This window comes from Streptomyces sp. NPDC050287 (genome assembly GCF_044459385.1).
Lineage (GTDB): Bacteria > Actinomycetota > Actinomycetes > Streptomycetales > Streptomycetaceae > Streptomyces.
Window position 1 is genome coordinate 993,203 of record NZ_JBITIY010000001.1, and the last position, 23,476, is coordinate 1,016,678.

Here is a 23,476-nt window from a genome sequence, read left to right on the forward strand (position 1 = left end):
GCACAGGAGACCGTTTCCGCGATGGCAGCGAACCGCCGCCCCACCCTGGCCGACGTCGCCCGAGAAGTCGGCGTCAGCGCCAAGACGGTCTCCCGGGTCCTCAACGAGGACGGACCCGCCTCCCCACAGACCAGGGAACAGGTGCTCGCCGCGGTGGCCAAGCTCGGCTTCCAGCCGAACCTCATGGCCCGCAACATCCGCGTCGGCGGACCCGACACCACCATCGGCCTGGTCATCCCCGATCTCGCCAACCCCTTCTTCGGAGCCGTTGCCCGCGCCATCGAGGACACCGTCCGCGAACGCGGACTGACCCTCCTCATGGGCTCTTCCGCGGACGACCCCGATCGCGAACGTGCCCTGACGGACAAGTTCCTGGCCCGGCGCGTCAGCATCCTCATCGTCGTTCCGTCCGTCGGCGCCGACCACTCCCACCTGAAGTCCCATCGCACGGCGGGACTGCCGGTGATCTTCCTCGACCGGCCCGGAGCCGGCCTCGCCACGGACAGCATCGTCAGTTCCAACCGAGCCGGAGCCCACGCCGGCGTCGCCCACCTCGTCGCCCACGGACACCGGCGCATCGGCTTCCTCGGCGACCTGCCCCCGAAGCTCTACACCCGCCGTGAACGGCTGGCCGGCTACCGCTCCGCGCTGCGGGAAGCGGACATCCCCTACGACCGCTCGCTCGTCACCAACGCCCACGACCAGCAGCACGCCGAGGCCGCGACCGCCCAGCTCCTCGGCCTCGCCGATCCCCCCACGGCCCTGTTCGCCGGCAACAACATCATGGCGCTGGGCATCGTCGCCGAACTCGCCCGCAGCAAGCGCAAGGACGTGGCCGTCGTCGCCTTCGACGACGTGTCGCTCGCCGAGGCACTCGAGCCGGCTCTGACGGTCGTCTCCCAGGACGCGGAAGAACTCGGCAGGGCAGCCGCGACCACCGCGCTGGCCCGACTCGACGGCGACCGCTCGCGCGCCCGCACCATCACCGTTCCCACCCGACTGATCGTCCGAGGCTCGGGCGAGCTTCCGGCGCCGCGGGAGGCGTGACCACGGCCTGGTCCACCCCGCCGACGTCCACTCCTTCGAGCGCGACTCCTGACGAACCGCACCGCACCGCCTGGCATTTCGCGCGTGCGACAGCGGGGAGAACGAGCCGACCGGGCCTGCCATTCGGGGCGTGCGCGGCGACCTGGGTACTCGTGCAATCTTCTGTTGAATCCTGTCCCGAACATTGCCCGACTGCGTGAGCTCCTGTAGCACTGTGCGCGGAGTTGTTCCCTCCGCCACCCTGTAACACCGGGAGCGCGTATGTCCCAGTCGCAACGGAGCCGTGCACCCAGACTGGGCGCCGTGGTCCTCACCGCACTCGCGCTCCTGCTGTCACCGACGGCAAAGGCCGGGGCCGCCGGAATCCGCGCGGCAGACACCGCCGCCACCGCCACCACCGTCACCGTGGACGACTCCGTCCAGGGAAGCGGCCGGGATCAGTTCGACTACCAGGGCTCGGGCTGGGGCCACGCGAGCGGCGAAGGAGCGCCCGCCAATCCCTATCAGGGCACCAACAGCTGGACCGAACACACCGGCGACTCGGTCGACTTCGCCTTCACCGGCACGCAGCTCACCTTCCGGGCGATCACCGACCCGGGCCATGGCATCGCCGCCGTGTCCGTCGACGGCGGCACCCCCGTCGACGTAGACCTCTACAGCGCCACCCGTACCGGCGACGTCTCCGTATGGACCAGTCCCACGCTGCCCGACGGCCCGCACACCTTCACGCTCACGTCGACCGGCCGGAAGAACGCCGCCTCCAGCGGCACCGCGGTGACCGTCGACCGGATCGACTTCGTCGGTGAGGCACCCGTTCCGGGCAAGACCGACATCACGGTGGACGGCTCCGGCACCGGGCGCACCTTCGACGGCATCGGTGCCATCAGCGGCGGCGGCGGCAACTCGCGGCTGCTCATCAACTATCCCGAGCCGCAGCGCAGCCGGATCCTGGACTACCTGTTCAAACCGGGCTACGGCGCCGCCCTGCAGATGCTCAAGGTGGAGATCGGCGGTGACACCAACTCCACCGACGGGTCCGAGCCCAGCATCGAGCACACCAAGGGAACCGTGCGCTGTGACAGCGGCTACGAGTGGTGGCTGATGGAGCAGGCCAGGAAGCGCAACCCGCACATCAAGCTCTACGGCCTCGCCTGGGGCGCCCCCGGCTGGATCGGCAACACGGACAACTCCCCCGGCGGCGGCGACTTCTGGTCCCAGGACATGATCGACTACCTGACCGCCTGGCTGGGCTGCGCCCGCCGGCACGGCCTGGACATCGACTACCTGGGCGGCTGGAACGAGCGCGGCTACGACATCTCCTGGTACGAGAAGCTGCACGCCACGCTCGCCGCCAAGCATCTCCCGATACAGATCGTCGGGGCCGACTCGGGCCTGGACGTCGCGGACGACATCGTCTCCGACCCGGACTTCGCCACGTCGGTCGACGTCGTCGGCGTCCACTACCCCTGCGAGGGCGGCGACGGCGGCAGCGCCAACACCTGCGACAGCTCCGCCAACGCCCAGGCCACCGGCAAACCCCTGTGGGCCAGCGAGAACGGCTCCCTGGACGAGAACACCGGCGCCGGCGCCCTGATCCGCTCCATCACCCGCGGCTACCTCGACGGCAAGTTCACCGCCTACCTCAACTGGCCGCTGCTGGCAGCGATCTACCCCAACCTGCCGTACGACACGGTCGGCCTCGCGGTGGCGAACCAGCCCTGGTCCGGGGCGTACGACCTCGGCACCAGCCTCTGGACGACGGCCCAGGTCACCCAAGTCACGCAGCCAGGATGGAAGTTCCTCGACAAGGCGAGCGGCTACCTCGGCGGAGACCGGACCAATGGCAGCTACGTCACGCTGAAGTCTCCGGACGACTCGGCGTACAGCGCCATCCTGGAGACCTCGACCGCGAGCAGCGCCCAGACCGCCGACTTCACCGTCACCGGCGGACTGCCGACCGGCACGGTGCACATCTGGGACACCGACCTCCAGTCCGGCGGCACCTCCGCCGGTTTCGTGCACACCGGTGACGTGACCCCCGAGGGCGGGCACTTCTCGGTCACCCTCCAGCCCGGCCACGTCTACTCCCTGACCACCACCACCGGCCAGGGCAAGGGCAGCGCCGTCAGCCCGCCCCAGGGCCACCTGGCACTCCCGTACCGCGACTCCTTCGAGCAGGACACTCCGGGACGGGAGGCGAAGTACCTCTCCGACATGCAGGGTTCCTTCGAGACCGCGCCCTGCGGCGGAGGGCGTACGGGCACGTGCGTCCGGCAGATGGCCGCACAGCAGCCCATCGAGTGGCAGGACGACAGCGACGCGTTCGCCCTCCTCGGGGACACCGACTGGAAGAACTACACGGTCAGTTCGGACGTCTACCTGGAGCAGCCCGGCACCGTCGAACTCATCGGCCGGGCGGGCGAACAGCAGCGGCCGCAGTCGCATCAGGCGGGCTACTTCCTGCGGGTCGGCGACACCGGTAAGTGGTCGGTGGTCAAGAGCGACACCAGCGGCCGGCTCACCACACTCGCCGACGGCACCACCCGGGCGCTCGGCACCCACCGCTGGCACACACTCGGCCTGAGCTTCAGCGGCACCACGATCACCGCGAGCGTCGACGACAAGGCGGTCGGCGCGGTGGACGACTCCGCGTACGCGGCCGGACAGGTCGGCCTCGGCGTGGTCGGCTACCAGACCGACGAGTTCGACAACCTCAGCGTCACCCCCGTACGGCACCCGGCCGACCCCCCGGCCACGGTCGCCGCGGAACTGCCGCCGACGGTCCACCGGGGTGAGTCGGCGACCCTCAGGGCCACCTTCACCGTCCCGGCGTCGGGCGACGAGGCCACCGGCCTCACCCTGCGGCCCGGTGCCCCGGCCGGCTGGACGGTCGCCGCCACCACACCGACGGCCTTCTCGAAGGTCACACCCGGCCACTCGGTCACGGCGAGCTGGACCGTCACCGCCCCCACAGCCGCCGCCACCCCCGTGTCCGTCACCTTCTCGCCGCTCGCCACCTATGTCCGCGGCGGCGTGCGGCACTGGACGTACGGCGCCGCGAAGACCGAGGTGCCGATCCCGCCGCCCACCGGAAGCCCCTACCTGAGCGACCTGTCGTTCGTCGCCGACAGCAACGGCTGGGGCCCGGTGGAACGGGACACCTCCAACGGCGAGCAGGCGGCGGGCGACGGACTGCCGATCACGATCCGCGGTACCGTCCACGACAAGGGTCTCGGCACCCATGCCGACAGCGACGTGGCGTTCTTCCTCGGCGGCGCTTGCAGCCGGTTCACCGCCACAGTCGGGATCGACGACGAGGTCGCCCCGTACGGCTCGGTCACCTTCTCCGTGACCGCCGACGGCCGGACGCTGACCACGACCCCCGTCCTCACCGGCACCTCACAGCCCCTGCCCGTGGACCTCGACGTGTCCGGTGCCCAGGAGCTGCACCTCGTGGTCTCGGACAGCGGCGACGGCAACGCCCACGACCACGCGGACTGGGCCGACGCCCGGCTCGACTGCGCGGGGTAGGGCGGGTCGGCACAGCTCCGGGCGGGCGACGGCCCTCAGCCGCCGCCCGCCCGGCAACCTGCCGGAGATGGCCCGGCCAGACGGTCGCGCTGGGTCCGTGTCGGCCTTCAAGACCACAACCGGGTCTTGAAGGCCGACGTCACGCAGCGGACTACGACAGGGTCCACTTCTGGTTGTTGTTGCCGTTGCAGGTCCACAGGACCAGCTTGGTGCCGTTGGCGGTTCCCCCGCCGGTGGCGTCCAGGCAGAGGCCGGCGTTCACGTTGGTGATGGTGCCGTCCGCGTTGACGTTCCACTGCTGGTTGTTCTGGCCGTTGCAGTCCCAGATGACGACCCTTGTGCCGTTGGTCGTGCCACGGTTGTAGGCGTCCAGGCACTTGTTGCCGTAGACCACGAGTTGCTTGCGGGAGGTGTTGTTCCACGACTGGTTCTCACCGCCGCTGCAGGTCCACAGCTGCGCGTCGGTACCGTTGCTGATGGTGTTGTTGTTGATGTCGAGGCAGCGGTTCGACTGCGTTCCGACCACCTGGGCGCCGTTCGCGCCGGGCAGCGGGCGGACCTCGATGGCGTCGAAGTCCGGTGTCCAGGCGGAGGAGTTGGAGAACGTCAGGGTGTTCGACGAGCCCTTGGCCAGGGAGACCTCGACCGAGACGGTGCCGGGCGTGGTCCAGGAGCCGGTCGGCGGGAAGGACACCGTGGTGGCCTGCTGTCCGTTGACCTGGAGGACGGCCGTACGGGCGGCGTTGGCGCCGTTGGTGTAGGCGATGTCGACGACCTTGGTGCCTGTGGCGCCGGCCGTGACGTTGTTGAAGCGGAGGGTGTTGGCGGCGCCGTTGCCGACGTTGCCCACCTTGGTGCCGCCGGAGCAGTTGGCGCAGGTGGCGTTGGCCGCGGAGCCGCCCTTGGTGTTGGCGGTGGCCTCTGCCTCGTACGTGGAGCTCGCGGCCTCGGTGCCGCCGGTGACCGTGAGCATCACGGAGTCCTTGGCGGGAACGGAGACGGTGTAACTGGTACCGAAGCTGCCCACGTCGGAGCGCGTCCAGAGGTTGCGGACCGTGGCGGAGGCACCTGTCAGGCCGAGGTCGGACCAGCGGACGGTCATGTTCTGCGCGCTGGAGGTGCGGTTGAGCAGGACGACGGCCCGCTTGCCGGTGCCGGACAGGACCTTGCCGTAGACCTGCAGTCCGGTGGTGTCCTCGGCGACCTTGACGCCCTGGAGGCCGCGCGGGTCCTGGTCGACGGCGACGACCTCGGGGTTGGTGAGGATGTCACGCGTCTGCGTGCTCATCGTGGTCATGTCGTTGCCGGCCAGGAGCGGGGCGCCCGAGATGGCCCACAGGTTCATGTGGCTGCGGTTCTGGGCGGCGGTGAAGCCGTTCAGACCGACCATGAGCATGTCCGGGTCGTTGTAGTAGCCGGTGTGCTGGGCCGAAGGGTGCACGTTGGTGTCGAAGTTGGCGAGCATGCTGTCCCACGACGGCGATTGGCCGTGGAAGATGATGTCGGTGTTGGTACGCCACAGGGCGGCCATGCCGGCGCCCCAGTTCCAGGGGTTCTGCTTGCCCCAGTTGCAGACGGACAGTTTCAGCTCGCGGCCGGTGGTGGCGGTCGCCTTGGCGGCGGCGTCGCTGATGGCCTGGTACGTCGTCTTCGCGTCGAGGCCCTCGACGTCGCCGCCGCACCAGTCGACCTTGACGTAGTCGAAGCCCCACTTGGAGAACTGGAGCATGTCCTGCTCGTAGTGGCCCTCGCTGCCGCTGCCGGGTGCGGCCGGGCGGCCCGTCGGGTAGTAGTAGCCGCAGCCGTCCTTGCCCGCGTCGGTGTAGATGCCCGCCTTGAGGCCCTTGCTGTGGATGTAGTCGGCGATGGCGCTCATACCGCCGGGCCACTCGGACTCGTCGATGGTGATGTTGCCCTGGCTGTCGCGGGTGCCCTGCCACCAGCCCTCGTCGAGGTTGATGTACTTGTACCCGGCCGCCGGCAGTCCGGCCGCGACGAACGCGTCGACCTGCGCCTTGATCACGTTGTAGTCGATGTTCGCGGCGAAGGTGTTCCACGAGGCCCAGCCCATCGGCGCCGGGGGCACCGTGATCTGGTTGGACGTCACCGCGACCGGTTCCGCCCGGTCCAGTTCGGTGGCCTGCTGGTGCTGGAGGCCGACCAGGGCACCGGCGGCCATCGCGAGCACCGCGGTACGGACAAGGACGGCTCTGCACAAGCGTCTTGTTCGGGGGGCGAAACGCTGAAGGGGCATACGGGTTCCTTCCGGAGGCGTACAACCGAACACGGAAGATCGTTCGGTATATCGAACAGCGCACGGTTTGCCGAACCGGCCGACGCTGAAGCTAGGGTTCCGGCCGCCCAGAAGTCAACGGATCGTGCGTGCTTTTCCGAGGCGTCCTGGCGGTCGGGACATCTGCTCCCAGCCCGGCAGGGCAGGGAAGTTCGACGTCCTCGGCCGGCTGCGCCGCCACCTGACCGTGGTCCACGGGAGAGAGGCGGCGACGTGATCCTGCATCGGAGATCAGCCTCCGGTGGCGAAGCCGGGAAACAGCCTTCCCCGGCCGACGTTCATGCGGGGCCGTCGGAACCGTGTGACGTCCCGGGCCCTTGCCCGGCCGACGTCATGCGGGCCCCACACGACGCCGGCGGGCCCTGCGGGACGCCGGGCCGCAGTGCCGAGGCGCCCGCATGGCGATGCGGAGCGAGGGAGGCGAAAATGAGATTGGCCAGGAACCACCCGGTCAGCGGACACGGCGGCCTTCAGCGCGGGAAAGGCGGCAACCCGTTTCCAGCGCGCTCGAAGCAGACCACCAGGGAGCGGGCCCCGGCAGCCGGGCAGCCGGCGAAACCGATGACGACTCCGGATACCCGAGTGAGACATCAAGGTATTCCCGGAGGTGCAGGCAGGACAGGTGATCGCTCATGTGTCGATGGCTCGCTTACTCGGGAACACCTCTGCTGCTCGACACCATCCTCTACAAACCGGCTCACTCGCTGATCGATCAGAGCCTCCACTCCAGGCTGGGTGTCGAGACGACGAACGGCGATGGTTTCGGGGTCGGATGGTATGCGCAGGAGAAGATCGACACCCCGGCCTTGCTCAGGGACGTCGGCCCCGCCTGGAACAACCGCAACCTGCGGGAGATCGCCGATCATGTCCGCTCCCCGTTGTTCTTCGCCCACATACGGGCGTCGACCGGCACGGCGGTGCAGCAGTCGAACTGCCACCCGTTCCGGCACGGCCGCTGGATGTGGATGCACAACGGTGGCATCACAGCTTTCCACCTCACGCGCCGCGAGCTGGCCCTGCGAGTCGACCCCGCGCTGTACTCCGACATCGAGGGGACGACGGACTCGGAGACGATGTTCTACCTGGCGATCACCCTCGGCCTGGAGCAGGACCCGCCGGGCGCTGTGGCCCGGATGGTGGGAGTGGTGGAGCGCATCGGCCGCGACCACGGGGTCGAGTTCCCGCTCCAGATGACCATCGCCGTGACCGACGGCGAACGCCTGTGGACCTTCCGCTACTCGACCCAGGGCGCTTCCCGGTCCTTGTTCTTCAGCACCCGCGTGGACACACTGCGCCAGCTGCACCCTGATATCGCGTTCCTTCGGGAAGTTTCCGACGACACCCGCCTCATCGTGTCCGAACCCCTCGCTGACCTGCCTGGCGCCTGGAACGAGATACCCGAGAGCAGCTACGGCGTCGTACAGGCCGGATCCGACGAGTTGTATCCCTTCACCCCGCAGCCGGCCTGACGCGACGTCACCTTCACCCGTCCAACGCCGGGGTCTTCACGCATCGCTCACTGCTCAAAAGTGATGGGACCGACGCTCCGGTTCATCGTGGATTGCACCGGTCAGCGGCGTGGCCCTGCCCCGTACAGGAGTGTGTCGATGACGAGCGTGGCCAGCCCTTCCGGGTCCTGGTCCGCGCCGGGCCTGTTGAGGGCTTCGCCGAGGAGGGCGTAGTACACCTGCCGCGTCCAGTCCAGGTCCGCCTCGGGGGCGAGGAGTCCCTCGTTCCGCGCCCTGGTCAGGAGTTCGACGGTGTAAGCGTCGATCTCTTCCCAGAGCGCGGCCGCGGCGCTGGTGTGGGGTGTGGCGTGACTGAGGGTGAAGCGCCAGGTGTTCTTGACCCGCAGGACGTTCGCGGTCACCCGGTACAAGGCCACGAGCGCGGGAGCGGAGTCGGGGCGGGCTTCCCCGATGGCGTCGAGGAGCTGCTGTTTCGCGGAGACGGCGAGGGCCTCCAGCAGGGACTGCCGGTTCGCGAACCGGCGGTGCACCGTGATCCTGGTCAGCCCCGCGGCCTCGGCGATCTGCTCCATGGAGGCGCCGGCGTCCTCGGCGAGGACCCGCTCGGCCGCCTCCAGAATCGCGCGCACACTGCGCTCGGCGTCTGCCCGCAGTGCTCGGCCCATGCCTGTCTCCCGTCTCGTTCGCTACCTGGCCCCTTGTAGGGGATACGTGAACGCTACAGGTACCTCGTTAATCGATTCTTCCTTGTTGCGACAGGGTTATTATTTGATACATACGTGACACAGATTGCACGTGTGCCCTGGGCAAGCAGGCTCGGAGCGCTCCGTCGGCGGGCCGCGGAGCACTCCGAGCGAGCCGGTCAGAACGGGCAGGTGTCCATCCAGCGCGTGACCAGGGAGGGGTTGTTCTTGTCGCCGTCACGGACGGGACCGCACAGGAACGGCCTGAAGCGGGTGTCGGCACGCAGCCAGAGACTGAGGAACGACACGATCCACTTGCCCTGCTTGGCCTTGTCGCCGTAGCCCGTCATCGGGCACAGATGGTCGCCCGGAACCTCGATGTAGAGCTTCTCGGCCCGCGACATGGAGTTGTACCAGGGCACCGCGTAGCTGTTGCCGTGGGCGACGGGGTCGCTTTCACAGGTCAGGAAGAACGTGGGGTCGGCGACTGAGGAGAAGTTCGCGTTCGGGTAGTACGGGGCCGTGGGCACGCCCGCCCGGAAGCGCGGGTCGTCCCGGAGGGCCGCCATGACGCCACCTCCGCCCATCGAGTGGCCGACCGCGCCGAGCGTGCCGTTGACCTTCCCCGCAATCGGGTTGCCGGTGGCGTTGCCCAGCGCGAGCAGTTGGGTGCCGGCGGCGCTGATCTGGCGGCCACGAGAGGCGGGATCGTCGGTGAGGGTGTTGGTTCCGACGTTGATGACGACGAAGCCCCAGGAAGCGAGGCGCGGTGCGAGCCACTGCAGGTTCTGCTGTGTGCCCTGATAGCCCGGCATCAGTACGACGCCGGGGTACGAGCCACCGGTCGTCGGGTAGGTGACCGTGCCGGAGCCGTACCCGACGGGACGGGGCACGGTGTAGGTGGCGGTGGTCAGCGGCCCGTTGGTGGCCTCCAGGGAAGCGGTCGTCGGGGCCGGGATCCCGTTGCCCTGAAGGGTGCTCGACCAGCGCGTACCGGTGTCGCCGTCCACCGCCGCCGACGCGGGGATGGACCCGTTCTCGGTGGACGAGGAGGTCGCGGGCTTGCCCTGGGAGAGCAGGTCGGCGGCGGCCGCCGGCGGGGCGGCGGCCGTCAGCGGAGTCAGCGCCAAGCCGATGGCGGTGACCAGTGCGATCAGTGCCGTCACGGCAGGGGGTCGGGTCCGTAACGGCACGGTCGTGTCGGTCGAGCGACCGGGTGAATGCATTGTTCTACCTCCGGAAAGCGGTGTGAGCGCGGTCACCGGACGGCTGGCGGGACTGCTCGAAGAGCCAGTCGATGACCACGTCGTTCTCGTACGTCTGGCCCCATGCGAGGTGTGGGTTCACCGGTGTCGTGCCCGGCGTGTAGCTGGTGAACAGTACGTGGCTGCGCGTGGCCCGGGCCTGCCGCAGGAGCTCCCGGGACCGGGCCTCGAACTGCGCCTTCGGCAGATCGTTGGCCCACTCCCCTCGGCTGACCCGCGCGCCCGCGGTCTCCAGGGCGTTCATCAGTGTCCAGGTGCCGGGCTTGCCGAACCGGCCCTCGCGGTAGGGGACGACCGGGTCGTCGACGGAGTGGTCGGCCCAGATCGGGATGTGCGTGATCTTTTCCATGGTGGCCCGGTCGCCCCAGCCGGCCGTGGGCAGGGCGGCCGCGAACACGTCGGGTCGCTTCGCCAGCAGGCCGTAGATACCGCGACCGCCCGAGGACAGTCCGACGAGATAGAGCCGGTCCGTGTCCACGACTCGGGAGTGCTCGCGCACGAAGGTGTCGATGAGTTCGCTCAGCGCGGCCTGGACCTTGGCGTCGGTCCAGTCCGTGCCGTCGGGTCCGTCCATGGGACGGGGCAGGGGGATCTGGGGAGAGAGGACGAACGCGGGGTTACGGCGCTGTCGTTCCGGTGTGGCGAATGTGACCGCGATCCGGTTGGAGGTGAGCTGGGTCATGTTGTTGTCCGCGACTTCGCCACCGCCGTGCAGGGTGACGACGAGCGGGTACCGCGTGCGCGTCCGAGGGTTCCGTACGAAGTCCGCGGGCTGGTACAGCCGGAAGTCCAGTTCGAAGCCCGCGGAGTCGGTGAAGGAACCGGCGGTGAAGTCGTCGGCCACCGGAGTGATGACGTCGTCGTTCCGGCTCGCGAACGGGCCTGCCTTGAGCACCGGTTCACCTCCCGGAGCACGTACGTCCGCCACCTGTCTGACGGAGTACGCGCGGTCGAGCGGCAGGGGATCGGTGCCGGCAGCCCGCGCGTTGGGGTCGTTCGGGTCGAGTTCGACGATCAGGCGGTCCCCCGGCCGTCCGGGATGGGACCGGTCGTCCACTTCGGCGGCGGTGCTGGAGTAGACCCGGGTCACCGTGCGAGCCGCTGTCTGCCCGCCGACTGTGGCCCGCACCTCGAAGGCGGAGGGTGGGATCACCGCACCGCGTAGGTCGATGCGCTGCGCGTACTGGATGGCGACGGCCGTCACCAGCCAGTTGTTCCTCGGCGTCACCCGCGTGACGAGGTCCGTTCGCAGGACCGGATTGAGTCCTGAGGCCGCTTGTCGTCCCTCGGATGTGGCTGTCGTGCGGTCGGCGGCCTCGGCGGTCGCCGAGCTCACGGCCGGCGCCGTGACCGCACCCGCGGTGGCGGCGAGCACCGTACGTCTGGTGATCCGTCTCATGGGTCCTCGTCTCAGTCGGTGGGGGCACCCGGACCAGGTGCCTCTGTGGGTGGCCCCGGTCGCTCGGCTCCGGGCTCGCGCCGGACTTCGGAGGCGGGTGGCACGTCGCAGACCTGAGCGGCATGCGCGGTGACTGCCGGGAGTACGCGGTCGGCGGGACACCGGTCACAGGGGGAAGGCGCCGGTCACCAGGGCGCCCGCGGTCATGACGAGGGTGGTGCCGAACGCCCAGCGGAAGATGAAGCGCTGGTGTTCGCCGAGCGACACACCGCTCATGCCGACCAGGATGAACGTGGACGCGGTGAGCGGACTGAGCGGGAACCCGGTGGTCATCTGGCCGAGAATGGCGGCCCGGGCGACCTCGGCCGGGTCCGTGCCGAATCCGTTCGCGGTCTCGGCGAGCACGGGCAGCACCCCGAAGTAGTAGGCGTCCGGGGTGAAGACCAGGCTCAGCGGCATGCCGGTGACGGCCACCGCGACGGGCAGGTGCGACCCGAAGGAGTCGGGGACGACGGAGACGAACGTCTCGGCCATCTCGTCGATCATCTTGGTGCCGCTGAGGATCCCGGTGAGGACACCGGCCGCGAAGATCATCGTGGTGACCAGGACCACGCTCTTGGCGTGCTTGTCGAGCAGCGCCTGTTGCTGTTCCCAGGTGGGGTGGTTGACCAGCGCCGCGATCGCGAACCCGAGGACGAACAGCACCGGAAGCGGCAGCACTTCCTGGATCAGGCAGACCACGAGGGCGACGGTGAGCAGGAGATTGAAGATGTTCAGCCAGGTCCGCGGCAGCGGCGGGACCCGGACGGCGCCGGGCCCGTCCCCGGGGGATCGAAGGGCCTGACGCTCCTGCCCGTCGGCCGTCGTGGGAGTGACCTGCCGGCTCGGCTCGGCAGCTGCGACAGTCGCGGCAGTCACGGTCGTCGTCGAAGCGGCGGGTTCACGGTTGCCCCGCTCGTTCTCGCTCTCGGGCAGGTCCGTGGCCGGACCCGGCGGGGACAGCGTGCCGAGACGGTTGCGCTCCCGGCGGCCGAGCAGGTACGAGGCCACCAGCACCCAGGCGACACCGAAGCCCATCGCGGGCAGCACGGGGTTGAAGACCTCGGAACTGTCCAGCTTCAGCGCCGCCATGGCACGTACGGTCGGACCACCCCAGGGGACCATGTTCATCACGCCCGCGCCCAGGCAGACCACTCCGGACAGCACCAGGGGATTCATGCCGAGCCTTTTGTAGACCGGCAGCAGCGCGGAGACGGTGATGAGGAAGGTGGAGGCGCCGTCGCCGTCCAGGGCCACGCACAGCGTGAGGACGGCCGTGGCGACGGTGATCCGCAACGGGTCCCCCTGCGCCGCACGCAACAGACCGCGGATCAGGGGATCGAAGAGCCCGGCGTCCACCATCAGGCTGAAGTACAGGACCGCGAAGGCGATCATGATGCCGGTGGGGGCCACCTTGGACAGCCCACCGAGAATCAACTCGCCCAGATCGCTCGCGAAGCCGCCGATGAGCGCCGCCAGCACCGGAAGCAGGATCAGAGCGACCAGGACCGAGGCGCGTTTGGTCATGGTGAGCAGCAGGAGGACGGCGATCGTGGCGAAGCCCAGGGCTGCCAGCATGACGGCGCTCGCTTTCTCGGGGACGGCCCTCGGCGGCGGTGGGCGGGGCTGGGCGGGGGCAAAGCCGAGGTGTTACGCGAGAGTTTCGGAGCACTGCCGGATCGGTGTCCAGCATCAAACCGAGATCTGTCCATGCGATAAGCGCATCAATGTGCGCGGGCGCGCCTATGCTCGTCGGCCATGGAGGCCACCACCCTGCGACAACTGACGGCATACGCGGCCGTCGCCCGGGCCGCGAGCTTCACCGCGGCCGCCGCGGAGATGCACGTGTCCCAGTCCTCGCTCAGCCGCGCCGTCGCGGACCTGGAGCGACTGCTCGGCGTCCAACTCCTCGAACGGGACACCCGTAACGTGCAGTTGACCGCGGCGGGCGTCGAGGCCCTGCGTATCGCCGAGCAGATCGTCACCGCTCACCGGGCGGGCATGAAGGAACTCAGGCGCTTCCTGCTCGGCGAGTCGGGAACGGTCGCCGTGGCCACCCTGCCCTCGGTCGCCGCGGTGCTCCTGCCTCAGGTGATCTCCGGCTTCCGCGAGCGGCGGCCGCAGGTGGCGGTACGCCTCCTCGACGGGCTGGAGCGGCTGGTACTGGACCGGGTCCTGTCCGGTGACGCCGATTTCGCGATCACCACCGTCGGGGATCCGCCCGAGCAGTTGGAGCACCGCCCCCTGGTCAGGGACCGCTTCGTCGCGGTGCTGCCGGAAGGCCACCCGCTCGCCGACCGCCACGAGGTCGCCTGGGACGACCTGGCTCGCCGGCCCTTCCTGGCCGTCGGGCGCGACTCGAGCGTGCGCCGGCTCACCGACGCGGCGTTCGCCCAGATCGACGCGCACGCGGCACCGGCGGCCGAGGCGGGCAGCATCGCGACCGTGGGCGGACTGGTGACCGCCGGACTCGGGGTGTCGGCGATGCCCGCCCTCGTGATCCCGCTCATGGGCGCCGGACGCGTCGTCTGCCGTCCTCTGGTGGAACCCGTGGTGGACCGGCGCCTGGACATCGCGCTGCGCGCTCGGCGAACGCTCCCGGTCGTGACGCAGCGGTTCCTGGAGACGCTTGAGGAGTTCCGCCTCCAGGGCCACCCCCTTCCGCCCGGGGTTTCGTGGGCATGAGAGCCGCCCGGGGTGCGGCTGGGGCCGAAGCTGAGCACCACCCTGGACACCCGCCGCACCCGCACACCAACCCCTCCCCATTCATGCGTTCTTCGCATTGATTGATGGCCTTTTTTTGCTCGACAGGCATTTCCCCGCTCCTGCAATGTGGAAGACCCCGAACGGCGACGACCGTGCCGCACAACGCCGACGACGCAGCCGGGGGCCAACGCGAAACAGCAGGGGCGAGGGAGCGCATCGGTGTCGGAAGACGAGCGGAACACCACCGGACGCGGGCAGTTGCGCGGGCTGAAAGTGGTCGAGTTCGCCCATGTGGTGGCCGGGCCGCTGGCGGGCTCGATGCTCGCCGACCAAGGGGCCGACGTCGTACACGTGGAGCCCCCCGGCGCCGGAGACGCGGCCCGCGCCATGGGGCCTCAACGTGACGGCGTCCCCCTGTGGTTCAAGGTCGCCGGCCGCAACAAACGCTCGGTCACCCTCGATCTGCACCACGAGGCCGGCCGGGAAGTCGCCCGCCGGCTCGTCGCCTGGGCGGACGTCGTCATCGTCACCCTGCGCGCCGGACGCCTGCGCAGCTGGGGACTCGACTGGGACTCCGTGCACCGGATCAACCCCCGGGCCGTACTGCTGCAGATCTCCGGATTCGGCGCCACATCGTCGCAGGCGGACGCCCCCGGCTTCGGCAAGATGGGTGAGGCACGCAGCGGAGTCGTCCACCTGACCGGTTTTCCCGACGGCCCACCCGTCCACACCGGCTTCTCGCACGGCGACGCCGTGACCGGTCTGATGGGCGCCTACGCCGTCCTCGCCGCCCTGCACCGCCGTGACCACGACCCCGGTTTCGACGGCGAGTGGATCGACCTCGCTCTCTTCGAGTCCCTGTTCCGTCTCGTGGAGTGGCAGGTCATCGTCCACGACCAGTTGGGACAAGTGCCCGACCGCTCCGGCAATCAGCTGGCGGTCGCCCCCGCGGCCGTGATCAACACCTACCGCTCCCGCGACGGCGAGTGGATCACGGTGACCTCCGCGACGCTGCGCTCGGTCCTCAACATCGTCCGCCTGCTGGGACTCCCCGAGAAGGAGTTCGCCACAGCGCGGCAACAGTACGACCGGCGCGGGGAGTTGGACGAGGGACTGCGGAACTGGGTGGCGGAGCGCGGCACCGGTGAGTGCCTGGAGGAGTTCGCCCGTGCCGAAGTCGTGGCCTCACGGGTGTTCGACGCCGCGGACATCGCCGCCGACCCTGTGTACGCCGAACGCGAGGACATCGTCACCGTCGACGACCCCGACCTCGGTCCGGTGCGTATGCAGGCGGTGATCCCGCACTTCCGGCAGCGGCCCGGCCGGGTCTGGCGCACGGGACCCGCCCTCGGGCAGGACAACCACCTCGTCTACGGGCAGTGGCTCGGACTCAGTGCGGACGAACTGGCTCGCCTGGAGAAGAGCGATGTCATCTGAGGCGTCGTCGGCGAGGCGTGCCGAGGCGGACACGAGAGCGGTCGACCGGCCCCCGCTGCGCTCCCTGCTCTTCGTCCCCGGCACCAGAACCGACTGGCTGCCCAAGGCCCGGGCGGCGGGCGCCGACGCGGCCATCCTGGACCTGGAGGACGCGGTGCCCGCCTCCGGCAAGCTCGCCGCCCGGGCACAGGTGGCCGACGCCGTCGCCCGGGCCGCCGCGGCGACCGGTCAAGCGGGACGGATGGCGCTCTTCGTCCGTGTCAACCCGCTGGACACCTGGGCGGGGGCCGAGGAACTGCGGGCGATCGTACGGCCCGGGCTCACCGGCATCGTGCTCCCCAAGGTCCGCTCAGCTCAGGACGTGAGGCTCGCCGACCGGCTGCTGGACTGGTGCGAACAGGAACAGGGCCTGTCGCCGGGGCGGGTCGCCCTGGTGCCCCTGCTGGAGACGGCCCGTGGCCTGCGCGAGGCCTACGACATCGCCCGAGCCGCCTCCCGCGTCGCCTACGTGGGCGCACTCACCGCCGCGGGTGGCGACGTGGAACGAGCCGTCGGCTACCACTGGAGCCCGGAGGGAACCGAAACGGTGGCTCTGCGCTCCCGTGTCCTGCTGGACGCCAGGGCGGCCGGAGTGCCCCACCCGGTCAGCGGATTGTGGACGCGCATCGCCGACCTGCCGGGGCTGCGTGCCTTCGCCGAACAGAACCGCTCCCTCGGCTACGAGGGGATGATGGCGATCCACCCTTCCCATGTCCCCGTCATCAACGAGGTGTTCTCTCCCAGCCCCGACGAACTCGCCCGCTGCGCAGAGCTGGTCGCGGCGGTCGAGGCGGCACAGGGAGACGGGACGGGCGCTGTGGCATTCCGGGGTGAGATGGTCGACGAAGCCATGGCCGCCACGGCACGCCTTGTCCTCGAACGACACGGGGCGCCGGTTCGCGCCGCTGAGGAACTCCCGCCGTCCGGCCCGTGATCACGAAACGCCGCCGCTACCAGCGGGCCGTGGTCTGTGGTGGTCGTCGGCCACGCGGACGGGCCGCCGTCCGGCGTGTCCGCGTCGGCCGGACGGCGGCGAGGATCTCCGGGGCGCCGCGTCCCCGCGTCCCGGCGTCGAGCCACCGCGCCGCCCGGTGGGCTTCGTGGGGACGTGGGTCACCCGCCCCCGGCATCGGTGGTCAGGCCGCCGTGGGGCTCGTACCGCCGTGAGTCACTGTGCGCTCGACCGGGCACCACGCAGGAACAGGGCGCTGGTGAGGGCTCCGAAGAGCACGAGGGCGGCGTTCACCGCGATCGCGACCTTCAGACCGCCGAGGATGGCCGCGCCACCGGTACCGGTCATCGCGGCGGTGGCGATGGCGCTCATGATCGGCGTGCCCATGGTGATGCCGATCTGCTGGGTCATGGTCGCGAGCCCGGTGGCCAGACCCTGCTCGTGATCGGCCAGCCCGGAGGTCGCGGTGACCATGAAGCCGACAATGACGAGCATGTTGCCGACTCCGCCGGCGAAAGTGGCCACGAGCAGCAGCCACATCCAGGAGCGGTCGTCGCCGAGGCCGAGCAGGGCGGCCGTGAACACGGTCTGCAGGATGCCGCCGGTGATCAGCGTCCGCTTGCTGCCGATCTTCCCGATGCCCTTCGGGGCGACCCAGCCGCCGACGACCGTTCCCAGGCCCAGCACACCGAAGGACAGGCCGGCGGCGAGCGGGGAGAAGCCGAGCACCTCCTGGAGGTACAGGGTCAGCAGGAAGACGAGGGACGTCTCGGTGAGGAACGCGAGCAGACCGGCGACATTGCCCCAGGCCACCGACCGCTTGCCGAGCACGCTGAGCGGCACCAGCGGCGCGGCCACCTTGCCTTCGACGACCCAGAACACGATCAGCAGGACCACTCCGGCCGCCAGCGACAGCAGCGCGGACGACGAGCCCCAGCCACGTTCACCCGCCTGGGTCAGGCCGAAGACGACGGCCAGCAGGCCGAGCGTGACGCTGACAGCCCCGGGCAGGTCCAGCTTCGGACGCTCGTCGGGCCGGGACTCCTTGATGACCGTCGGGGCGATGAACAGCACGGCGAGGGCGACAGGGACGTTGATGAAGAACGCCCAGCGCCAGGACAGCAGGTCGGTCAGCACACCGCCGAGGATCGCTCCGGTGGTGAACCCGGCAGACATCAGTGCCCCGTTGAGGCCGAGCGCTTTCTCCCGCAGTGGGCCCTCGGGGAACGACGTCGTCATGAGCGACAGCCCGGCGGGGGTCACCGCCGCGGTGGCCAGGCCCTGGAAGACCCGGGCCGCGATCAGCACCTCCGGGTTCTGCGCCAGGCCGCCCACCAGAGAGGCCGCGCCGAGCACCACCAGCCCCCCGAGGAACAGCCGGCGGCGGCCGAACAGGTCCGCGACCCGGCCGAACAGCAGGGTGAACCCCGCCGCGCACAGGGCGAACGCGGTGCCGATCCACTGCAGGTGCCCCAGCGAGAAGCCCAGGCCCGCACCGATCACCGGCAGCGCCACGTTCAGGATGGAGAAGTCCACAGCCAGCATGAACTGGGCGGCGAGCAGCAGCACCAGAACCAGCCGCAGCCGGGGAGTGAGGACGGCTGGTGCTGAGCGGACGGCTGTGCCGGCTGTCTCCGATTCAGTGACGGACATGAGGCCGAGACCCTTTCTCTCGTGTTCTCGCGCGATCTCTCGCGCTTCTGTCGTGCGCGGGCGTCGGTCACGCACCGCTCGGGAAAGAGGCTCGCCTCAGCTCGGGCTCCCAGCCAGAACCCTGTTTCGCGCAGCCACCGTAAGGGTGGTCATGACATGACCACCCTTACGGCTCACGGGCTCCGCGGTGGGCGGGCATCATGGAGGGATCACCAGCCGCTCGCCGGGCACCGGTGCTCAGGAAGCCGTGCGGCCGGACGCCCAAGAACCGGAGGCATCGATGGACGCTCCATCCGAGCTCGGAGACTTCCTCAAGTCCCGCCGTGCCGCGGTGCGTCCGGAAGACGTCGGCATCTCGCCGCATCCGACCCGCCGCCGCGTCACCGGCCTGCGCCGGGAGGAGCTGGCCATGCTCGCCGGCGTCAGCATCACCCACTACACCCGCCTCGAGCAGGGCCGCGCCATCAGCGCCTCGGACTCCGTGCTGGACGCGATCGCCCGCACCCTGCGCCTGACCGACGACGAGACCGCCCACCTGAAAACCCTCGCCCGCCCCGCCGCGTCCCGCCCTGCTCCACCCCGCGTCGAGTACGCCAGTGCGTCGGCACGGCAGCTGCTGGCGGCCATGTCGGAGGTACCGGCGCTCATCCTCGACCGCCGCAATGACGTCCTCGCCTGGAACCGGCTGGGCCACGCGCTGCTCGCCGGGCATCTGCCCCCCGAGAGCCCCGACACGCAGGGCGCCCGCCCCAACCTGACGCGGATGCTCTTCCTGGACGAGCAGTACCGGGACCTGTACCCGAACTGGGACGAGGAGGCCCAGCTATCCGTCGCCTCGCTGCGTCTGGTCGCCGGCCGTCACCCCGACGACCGCCGCCTGGCCGAGCTCGTCGGCCAACTCACCGTGCGGTGCGAGGAATTCACCTCTCGCTGGGCCCGCCACCCCGTGCGCACCTGCACATCGGGAGTGAAACAGCTGCGTCATCCGCTGGTCGGCACCATGGACCTCAGCTTCGAGAACCTCGTCGTCCCCGGCTCGTCCGGCCAGCGCCTGATCGCCTACACGGCCGAGCCCGGCTCGCCCTCCGAGGCGGCTCTGCGTCTGCTGGGCAGCGTCACCGCACCGGAGGCCGAGAGCACCTCCGCGACGGTGTGACGCCGACTGCGCCGTTCGGCCGGGAGAGGGTACGGCCCTCCCGGCCGATGCCGTTTCAGGCGCCGCGCCGCCCGGCCAGAAGCAGGCGGCCGAGTGCCCGCAATCCGCGAGGCGCGGACGGGCGTACGCCGCCGACGCCATTGTCATGTTCCTCAGCCGTCAGGATGCGGGTGACGGCTGAGGAACGGATCACGCCGGTACCAGCTGCCATTGCTGGTTGGCGCCGCCGCCGGCGGTGTACTGCACGACCTTGGCGCCGTCGCTGGTGTCCCAGCCGTACACGTCCGCCACCAGCCCGCTGTCGTGGCTGACGATGGTGAAGTACCCGTCGCCGGTGGGCCGCAGGTACCACTGCTGGTTGGTGCCACCAGTGGGCGTCCACTGCTGAAGCTGGAGCCCGACGGTCGTGGAGTAGCCGTTGACGTCGAGCGCCTTGCCGGTGGGGACGTACTTCAGCGAGTACGCACCTCCCGCGACGGCGTTCGTGGTCCACGCGCCGCCACCCGTCGTCTGGACGGCCAACGCGCCGTCCGCCGTCGAGTTGCCGGCAATGGCGAGCGGCTTGCCGCTGTTGCGGTTGACGATGCGGTAGTTCGTGCCGTCCACGGGCTGGTTGGCGATCTCGAAGCGGTCGACGACGCCGTAGTCGCCCGTCGCAGCGGACCGCTGGGTGCCGGTGACGCGCACCCGGATGGAGTGCGTGCCGGAGGCGAGCCGGGGGCTGCTCCAGATCGAGACGTCGCCGGTGCGCGTCGCCGAGTACTCGTCGACCAGCGACTCGTTCCCGCCGTCGACGGAGACGCCCACGATGCCGTGGTTCGGCCCGGTCACGCCGTGCAGCGTCACGCCGGTACCCACGAAGCTCAGCGTCGCCGTGTCGCCCGCGGCGTTGCTGTAGGAGTTCGTGCCGGCGTACGGGCCGCCGGTCTCGCCGCTCGCGTGGCCCCAACCGCCGGCGTAGGTCACCGTGGAACTGGCGTCGTCCACACTGGTCGTGGGGGTGCCCAGGTTGAGGTACTCCACCGAGTCGGTGAACGTGGTGCTGCCCGACTTCGTGGTCGACAGCACCAGGTACACCCGGTTGCCGCTGGCCGGCGCGGTGAACGAGATCGGCTGGGTGACCCGGGAGCCGAGCGGGACGGTGAGGGGCTCGCTCCCGGACGCGATGACCGTGCCGTTGGGCTGGTCGAGGCGCGCCGTCCAGTTCAAGGTGACGGAGGTGTTGCTGAAATCGTCGTTGAAGACGGTGATGTTCCGGGTGACGGTGCTGTTGAAGTTGTAGGTGTCCACCTTCTCCGGGAGCGGGAAGGTGCCGTTCGTGTCCGACTGGCCGGAGGCCGACCAGTAGGGCAGGTCGATCGCGGCGACCGGGTTGAACGCGGCCTGGATCCGCTGGATCTGCGGGTTGCTCCACGGGTCGGACAGGTTGTCCACGCCGTAGACGGGGTGGCCACCCTCTTCCGGGGTGAAGTCGGTGGTCCGCACGCCCGGCACGAAGCTGGCCCAGCCGGACAGCAGGGTGTAGGGGCGCAGGTCGCTGGCGTCCTTGCCGCGCTTGGCCGCCGTCGCGGTGGCGAACCACTCGAAGCCCTGCTTGGTGTTGGAGGCGTTCCAGACGTACTCGCCCTCACCGTCGGGCCGGCCGGCCAGGTTGGCACGCGCCTCGCCGTACGTGCCGATGCCGTCGATGTAGTGGGAGAAGACGGCGAAGTTGCCGTTCAGCATGTTGGGGTAAGGGTTGGTGGCCGAGCCGGTGTCGACGCTGACCGGCCGGGTGCCGTCGTTGCCGTTCATCGCCGCGTACAGGTCCTTCTCGAACGACTCGGAGTCGAAGCTGCTGTAATCCGCCTCGTTGCTCTGGCTCCAGCGGATGATCGCCGGGTGGTTGCGGTCACGCAGCGTCAGCGCCTTCGCGTGGTTGACCATGTTGTCGTGCCCGGCGACGAAGTCCTGGCAGCTGCAGGTGCCGCGGATGGCGGTCTCGTCGATGACCATCAGGCCCATCTCGTCGGCCACGTCGAGCATGTAGGGGCTGGCCGGCTCCTGGTGGATGCGGACCACGTTGTAGTTGAGCCGCTGGTAGTTGTCGACCGCCTTCGGCCAGCCGCCGTTGCCCGTGGACGGCGCGAGGAAGCCGGGCAGCGTGTCGTAGGCGTCGCCCTTGCCGCCGTTGTCGATCCGGTCGTAATCCGCGCCCTGCAGGCTGTCACCGCGGAAGTTCACGCGCACGCCGTTGAGGTAGTAGTACTCGCCGTTCTGGGTGGTCTCCCGGAAACCGAACCGGTAGGTGGCGTCGCTGGTGCGCCCGTCGTCGGTGGACGCGTGCACTGACAGCTTGTGCAGCTGGGCCCGGTACCCGGACTGGTAGGGCACGTTCGGCCACCAGTACGAGGTGGAGCCGAGGTTCCACGCCACCGGACCGACCGTCACCTTGGCGGTCGAGTGGGCGGCCACGGTGACCGTCTTGCTGGGCAGCGACGGGTAGCTGAACGACGCGCCGTTGTCCGAGGCGAGCGAGCCGGTGAGCGTCACCGACCGCGAGCTGCCGGAGGTGTTCGTCACGGACACGTCGTAGGTGAGGGTCTGGTTGGCCACGGAGGTGCGGACGAACGTGTCGCTGACGTACACCGCCGGATACACGCGCAGGAACGCCGAACGGTAGATGCCCTGGGGGATCGCCTCGGACCACTGGGCGGCGTCGGGAACCAGGGTCTGGCTCCCATTCGTCAGGGCATAGCGGCCCTTGACGTTCACGCTGATCGTGTGGGTGGTGCCGGGGGCGGCGAAGGCGGATATGTCGAAGTTCGACTGGGTGAAGGAGGTGGTCTGGGTGGCGACCACCTGCCCGTCCACCGACAGCGTCGCCTGATGGTTCACCGCGCCGAACTCGATCCACGCCGACTGCGGCTGCCCCGTGTCCGGCACGGTGATGGTGCGCGAGTACGTCGCCTCGTTCACGTCGGTGAAGCCCTGCTTGTACCAGCCGCCGCCGGGCACGGTGATCGACGTCGCCGCGCGGCCCTTCGGCGTGAAGCTCCACGTTCCTGCCAGGTCCACCGACCTGACCGCGGCGTTGCCCGCGGTGAACCCGTTGATGTCCGAGACCGTTGTGGCGGACGCCGGCTGCGGCGTCGCCAGGGCGGCGGAAAGCAGCGCCACGACAGACGCGAACAACGATGCGAAACGTCTACGGCGCGGCGGCGGACTGTGCTCGTGCATGAGTACCTCTCGGTGTCGGATCCGGGAAATGTGAGCGCTAACATCCATGGCTGTGCAATGCGTTGGCGCGCATGCCGGAGTGGCGGATGTGATCGGGGACTGACTTGCTTCCGGCCCTGACGCCTGGCAGTCCACGTCGTCACTCAAGCGGCCGGCGGATGAGAGAAAGCCCGGCTTAGTGTGTCGTCGAGCACCGTTCACGTGCGGGCGGACGGGTGACAGCGGCTCCCGGTACGTGCCAGTTCTCGGTCGCTCAAGTACGGGTCACCCCGGCCGTCATTGATCACTGAAGGACATGCAGGCCCCTGTCGTGAATGCGTCGAGGAGATGTCCGGCCTTCAATAAAGCCACTCGGACATGGGATGTATATATAGAGCGCACGGGAAGCCTTGTCCATACTTCACACAGAAGAGGTGATCACGGAGAGGACTTACCTCTGGTTACAGAGAAACGGACATGATCCCGCGCTGATGCGGTCACTCCGCTACTTCCTGATCCTTCCCGAGGCATGGGACGTATTGCTACGCTGCCCCCTCCTGGGCGATGAGCAGGAAGCGCGGCCGGCGACGCCGGCGTTGGAGCACCCTG

At 69.6% G+C, this 23,476-nt stretch carries 14 protein-coding genes; 7 read left to right on the plus strand and 7 right to left on the minus strand.

Annotated features, from left to right (window positions below):
* The first annotated feature begins 21 nt into the window (after positions 1 to 21).
* Complete coding sequence (locus tag ACIBK3_RS04410; protein ID WP_399361731.1) at positions 22 to 1,047, plus strand: LacI family DNA-binding transcriptional regulator; 1,026 nt, start codon at positions 22 to 24, stop codon at positions 1,045 to 1,047.
* Positions 1,048 to 1,350: 303 nt separating this feature from the next.
* Complete coding sequence (locus ACIBK3_RS04415) at positions 1,351 to 4,578, plus strand: NPCBM/NEW2 domain-containing protein (protein WP_399361733.1); 3,228 nt, start codon at positions 1,351 to 1,353, stop codon at positions 4,576 to 4,578.
* A gap of 151 nt (positions 4,579 to 4,729) precedes the next feature.
* Here ACIBK3_RS04415 and ACIBK3_RS04420 read toward each other — a convergent pair whose 3' ends face one another.
* Positions 4,730 to 6,832 carry a ricin-type beta-trefoil lectin domain protein gene (locus ACIBK3_RS04420; protein WP_399361735.1) on the minus strand — a complete coding sequence of 701 codons (2,103 nt, stop codon included), beginning with the start codon at positions 6,830 to 6,832 and terminating at the stop codon, positions 4,730 to 4,732.
* A 671-nt stretch (positions 6,833 to 7,503) separates the two neighbouring features.
* On the opposite strand from ACIBK3_RS04420, the gene ACIBK3_RS04425 reads away from it, so the two are divergent.
* Positions 7,504 to 8,340 (plus strand): class II glutamine amidotransferase, encoded by an 837-nt coding sequence (locus ACIBK3_RS04425; protein ID WP_399361738.1) that lies wholly within the window; start codon positions 7,504 to 7,506, stop codon positions 8,338 to 8,340.
* Between the two features lie 101 nt (positions 8,341 to 8,441).
* Here the strand turns inward: ACIBK3_RS04425 and ACIBK3_RS04430 are convergent, their stop codons facing one another.
* The 4 genes from ACIBK3_RS04430 to ACIBK3_RS04445 all read right to left on the minus strand — a co-directional run bounded on the left by ACIBK3_RS04430 (position 8,442) and on the right by ACIBK3_RS04445 (position 13,304).
* The gene (locus ACIBK3_RS04430; RefSeq protein ID WP_399361740.1) at positions 8,442 to 9,005 is read right to left on the minus strand and encodes a TetR/AcrR family transcriptional regulator; all 564 of its coding nucleotides are present in this window, start codon (positions 9,003 to 9,005) and stop codon (positions 8,442 to 8,444) included.
* A gap of 197 nt (positions 9,006 to 9,202) precedes the next feature.
* Positions 9,203 to 10,189 (minus strand): triacylglycerol lipase, encoded by a 987-nt coding sequence (locus ACIBK3_RS04435; RefSeq protein WP_399361742.1) that lies wholly within the window; start codon positions 10,187 to 10,189, stop codon positions 9,203 to 9,205.
* Positions 10,190 to 10,253: 64 nt separating this feature from the next.
* Positions 10,254 to 11,687 (minus strand): prolyl oligopeptidase family serine peptidase, encoded by a 1,434-nt coding sequence (locus tag ACIBK3_RS04440; RefSeq protein WP_399361743.1) that lies wholly within the window; start codon positions 11,685 to 11,687, stop codon positions 10,254 to 10,256.
* A 165-nt stretch (positions 11,688 to 11,852) separates the two neighbouring features.
* Positions 11,853 to 13,304 (minus strand): CitMHS family transporter, encoded by a 1,452-nt coding sequence (locus tag ACIBK3_RS04445; protein WP_399361745.1) that lies wholly within the window; start codon positions 13,302 to 13,304, stop codon positions 11,853 to 11,855.
* 180 nt (positions 13,305 to 13,484) lie between these two features.
* Here ACIBK3_RS04445 and ACIBK3_RS04450 point away from each other — a divergent pair, with 180 nt between their 5' ends.
* The 3 genes from ACIBK3_RS04450 to ACIBK3_RS04460 all read left to right on the plus strand — a co-directional run bounded on the left by ACIBK3_RS04450 (position 13,485) and on the right by ACIBK3_RS04460 (position 16,842).
* Positions 13,485 to 14,411, plus strand: coding sequence for a LysR family transcriptional regulator (locus tag ACIBK3_RS04450; RefSeq protein WP_399361747.1), 927 nt, complete (start codon positions 13,485 to 13,487; stop codon positions 14,409 to 14,411).
* A 240-nt stretch (positions 14,412 to 14,651) separates the two neighbouring features.
* Entirely contained in the window at positions 14,652 to 15,869 is a 1,218-nt protein-coding gene (locus tag ACIBK3_RS04455; protein ID WP_399361749.1) for a CaiB/BaiF CoA transferase family protein, read from the plus strand.
* Positions 15,859 to 16,842, plus strand: a complete 984-nt coding sequence (locus ACIBK3_RS04460) for an HpcH/HpaI aldolase/citrate lyase family protein (protein ID WP_399361751.1) — start codon at positions 15,859 to 15,861, stop codon at positions 16,840 to 16,842. The genes ACIBK3_RS04455 and ACIBK3_RS04460 overlap by 11 nt, the downstream gene beginning before the upstream one ends.
* A 234-nt stretch (positions 16,843 to 17,076) precedes the next feature.
* Here ACIBK3_RS04460 and ACIBK3_RS04465 read toward each other — a convergent pair whose 3' ends face one another.
* Entirely contained in the window at positions 17,077 to 18,513 is a 1,437-nt protein-coding gene (locus tag ACIBK3_RS04465) for an MFS transporter (RefSeq protein WP_399361753.1), read from the minus strand.
* Positions 18,514 to 18,793: 280 nt separating this feature from the next.
* On the opposite strand from ACIBK3_RS04465, the gene ACIBK3_RS04470 reads away from it, so the two are divergent.
* Positions 18,794 to 19,669, plus strand: coding sequence for a helix-turn-helix transcriptional regulator (locus ACIBK3_RS04470; protein WP_399361755.1), 876 nt, complete (start codon positions 18,794 to 18,796; stop codon positions 19,667 to 19,669).
* A gap of 189 nt (positions 19,670 to 19,858) precedes the next feature.
* Here the strand turns inward: ACIBK3_RS04470 and ACIBK3_RS04475 are convergent, their stop codons facing one another.
* The gene (locus ACIBK3_RS04475) at positions 19,859 to 22,828 is read right to left on the minus strand and encodes an RICIN domain-containing protein (protein WP_399361757.1); all 2,970 of its coding nucleotides are present in this window, start codon (positions 22,826 to 22,828) and stop codon (positions 19,859 to 19,861) included.
* Positions 22,829 to 23,476: the final 648 nt, after the last annotated feature.

What these genes read in the sequence shown, in the direction of transcription:
- ACIBK3_RS04465 (WP_399361753.1), bottom strand. Translation starts at nt 18,513, where the DNA reads ATGTCCGTCACTGAATCGGAGACAGCCGGCACAGCCGTCCGCTCAGCA.
- ACIBK3_RS04430 (WP_399361740.1), bottom strand. Translation starts at nt 9,005, where the DNA reads ATGGGCCGAGCACTGCGGGCAGACGCCGAGCGCAGTGTGCGCGCGATT.
- ACIBK3_RS04460 (WP_399361751.1), top strand. Translation starts at nt 15,859, where the DNA reads ATGTCATCTGAGGCGTCGTCGGCGAGGCGTGCCGAGGCGGACACGAGA.
- ACIBK3_RS04410 (WP_399361731.1), top strand. Translation starts at nt 22, where the DNA reads ATGGCAGCGAACCGCCGCCCCACCCTGGCCGACGTCGCCCGAGAAGTC.
- ACIBK3_RS04450 (WP_399361747.1), top strand. Translation starts at nt 13,485, where the DNA reads ATGGAGGCCACCACCCTGCGACAACTGACGGCATACGCGGCCGTCGCC.
- ACIBK3_RS04425 (WP_399361738.1), top strand. Translation starts at nt 7,504, where the DNA reads ATGTGTCGATGGCTCGCTTACTCGGGAACACCTCTGCTGCTCGACACC.
- ACIBK3_RS04420 (WP_399361735.1), bottom strand. Translation starts at nt 6,832, where the DNA reads ATGCCCCTTCAGCGTTTCGCCCCCCGAACAAGACGCTTGTGCAGAGCC.
- ACIBK3_RS04470 (WP_399361755.1), top strand. Translation starts at nt 18,794, where the DNA reads ATGGACGCTCCATCCGAGCTCGGAGACTTCCTCAAGTCCCGCCGTGCC.
- ACIBK3_RS04445 (WP_399361745.1), bottom strand. Translation starts at nt 13,304, where the DNA reads ATGCTGGCAGCCCTGGGCTTCGCCACGATCGCCGTCCTCCTGCTGCTC.
- ACIBK3_RS04440 (WP_399361743.1), bottom strand. Translation starts at nt 11,687, where the DNA reads ATGAGACGGATCACCAGACGTACGGTGCTCGCCGCCACCGCGGGTGCG.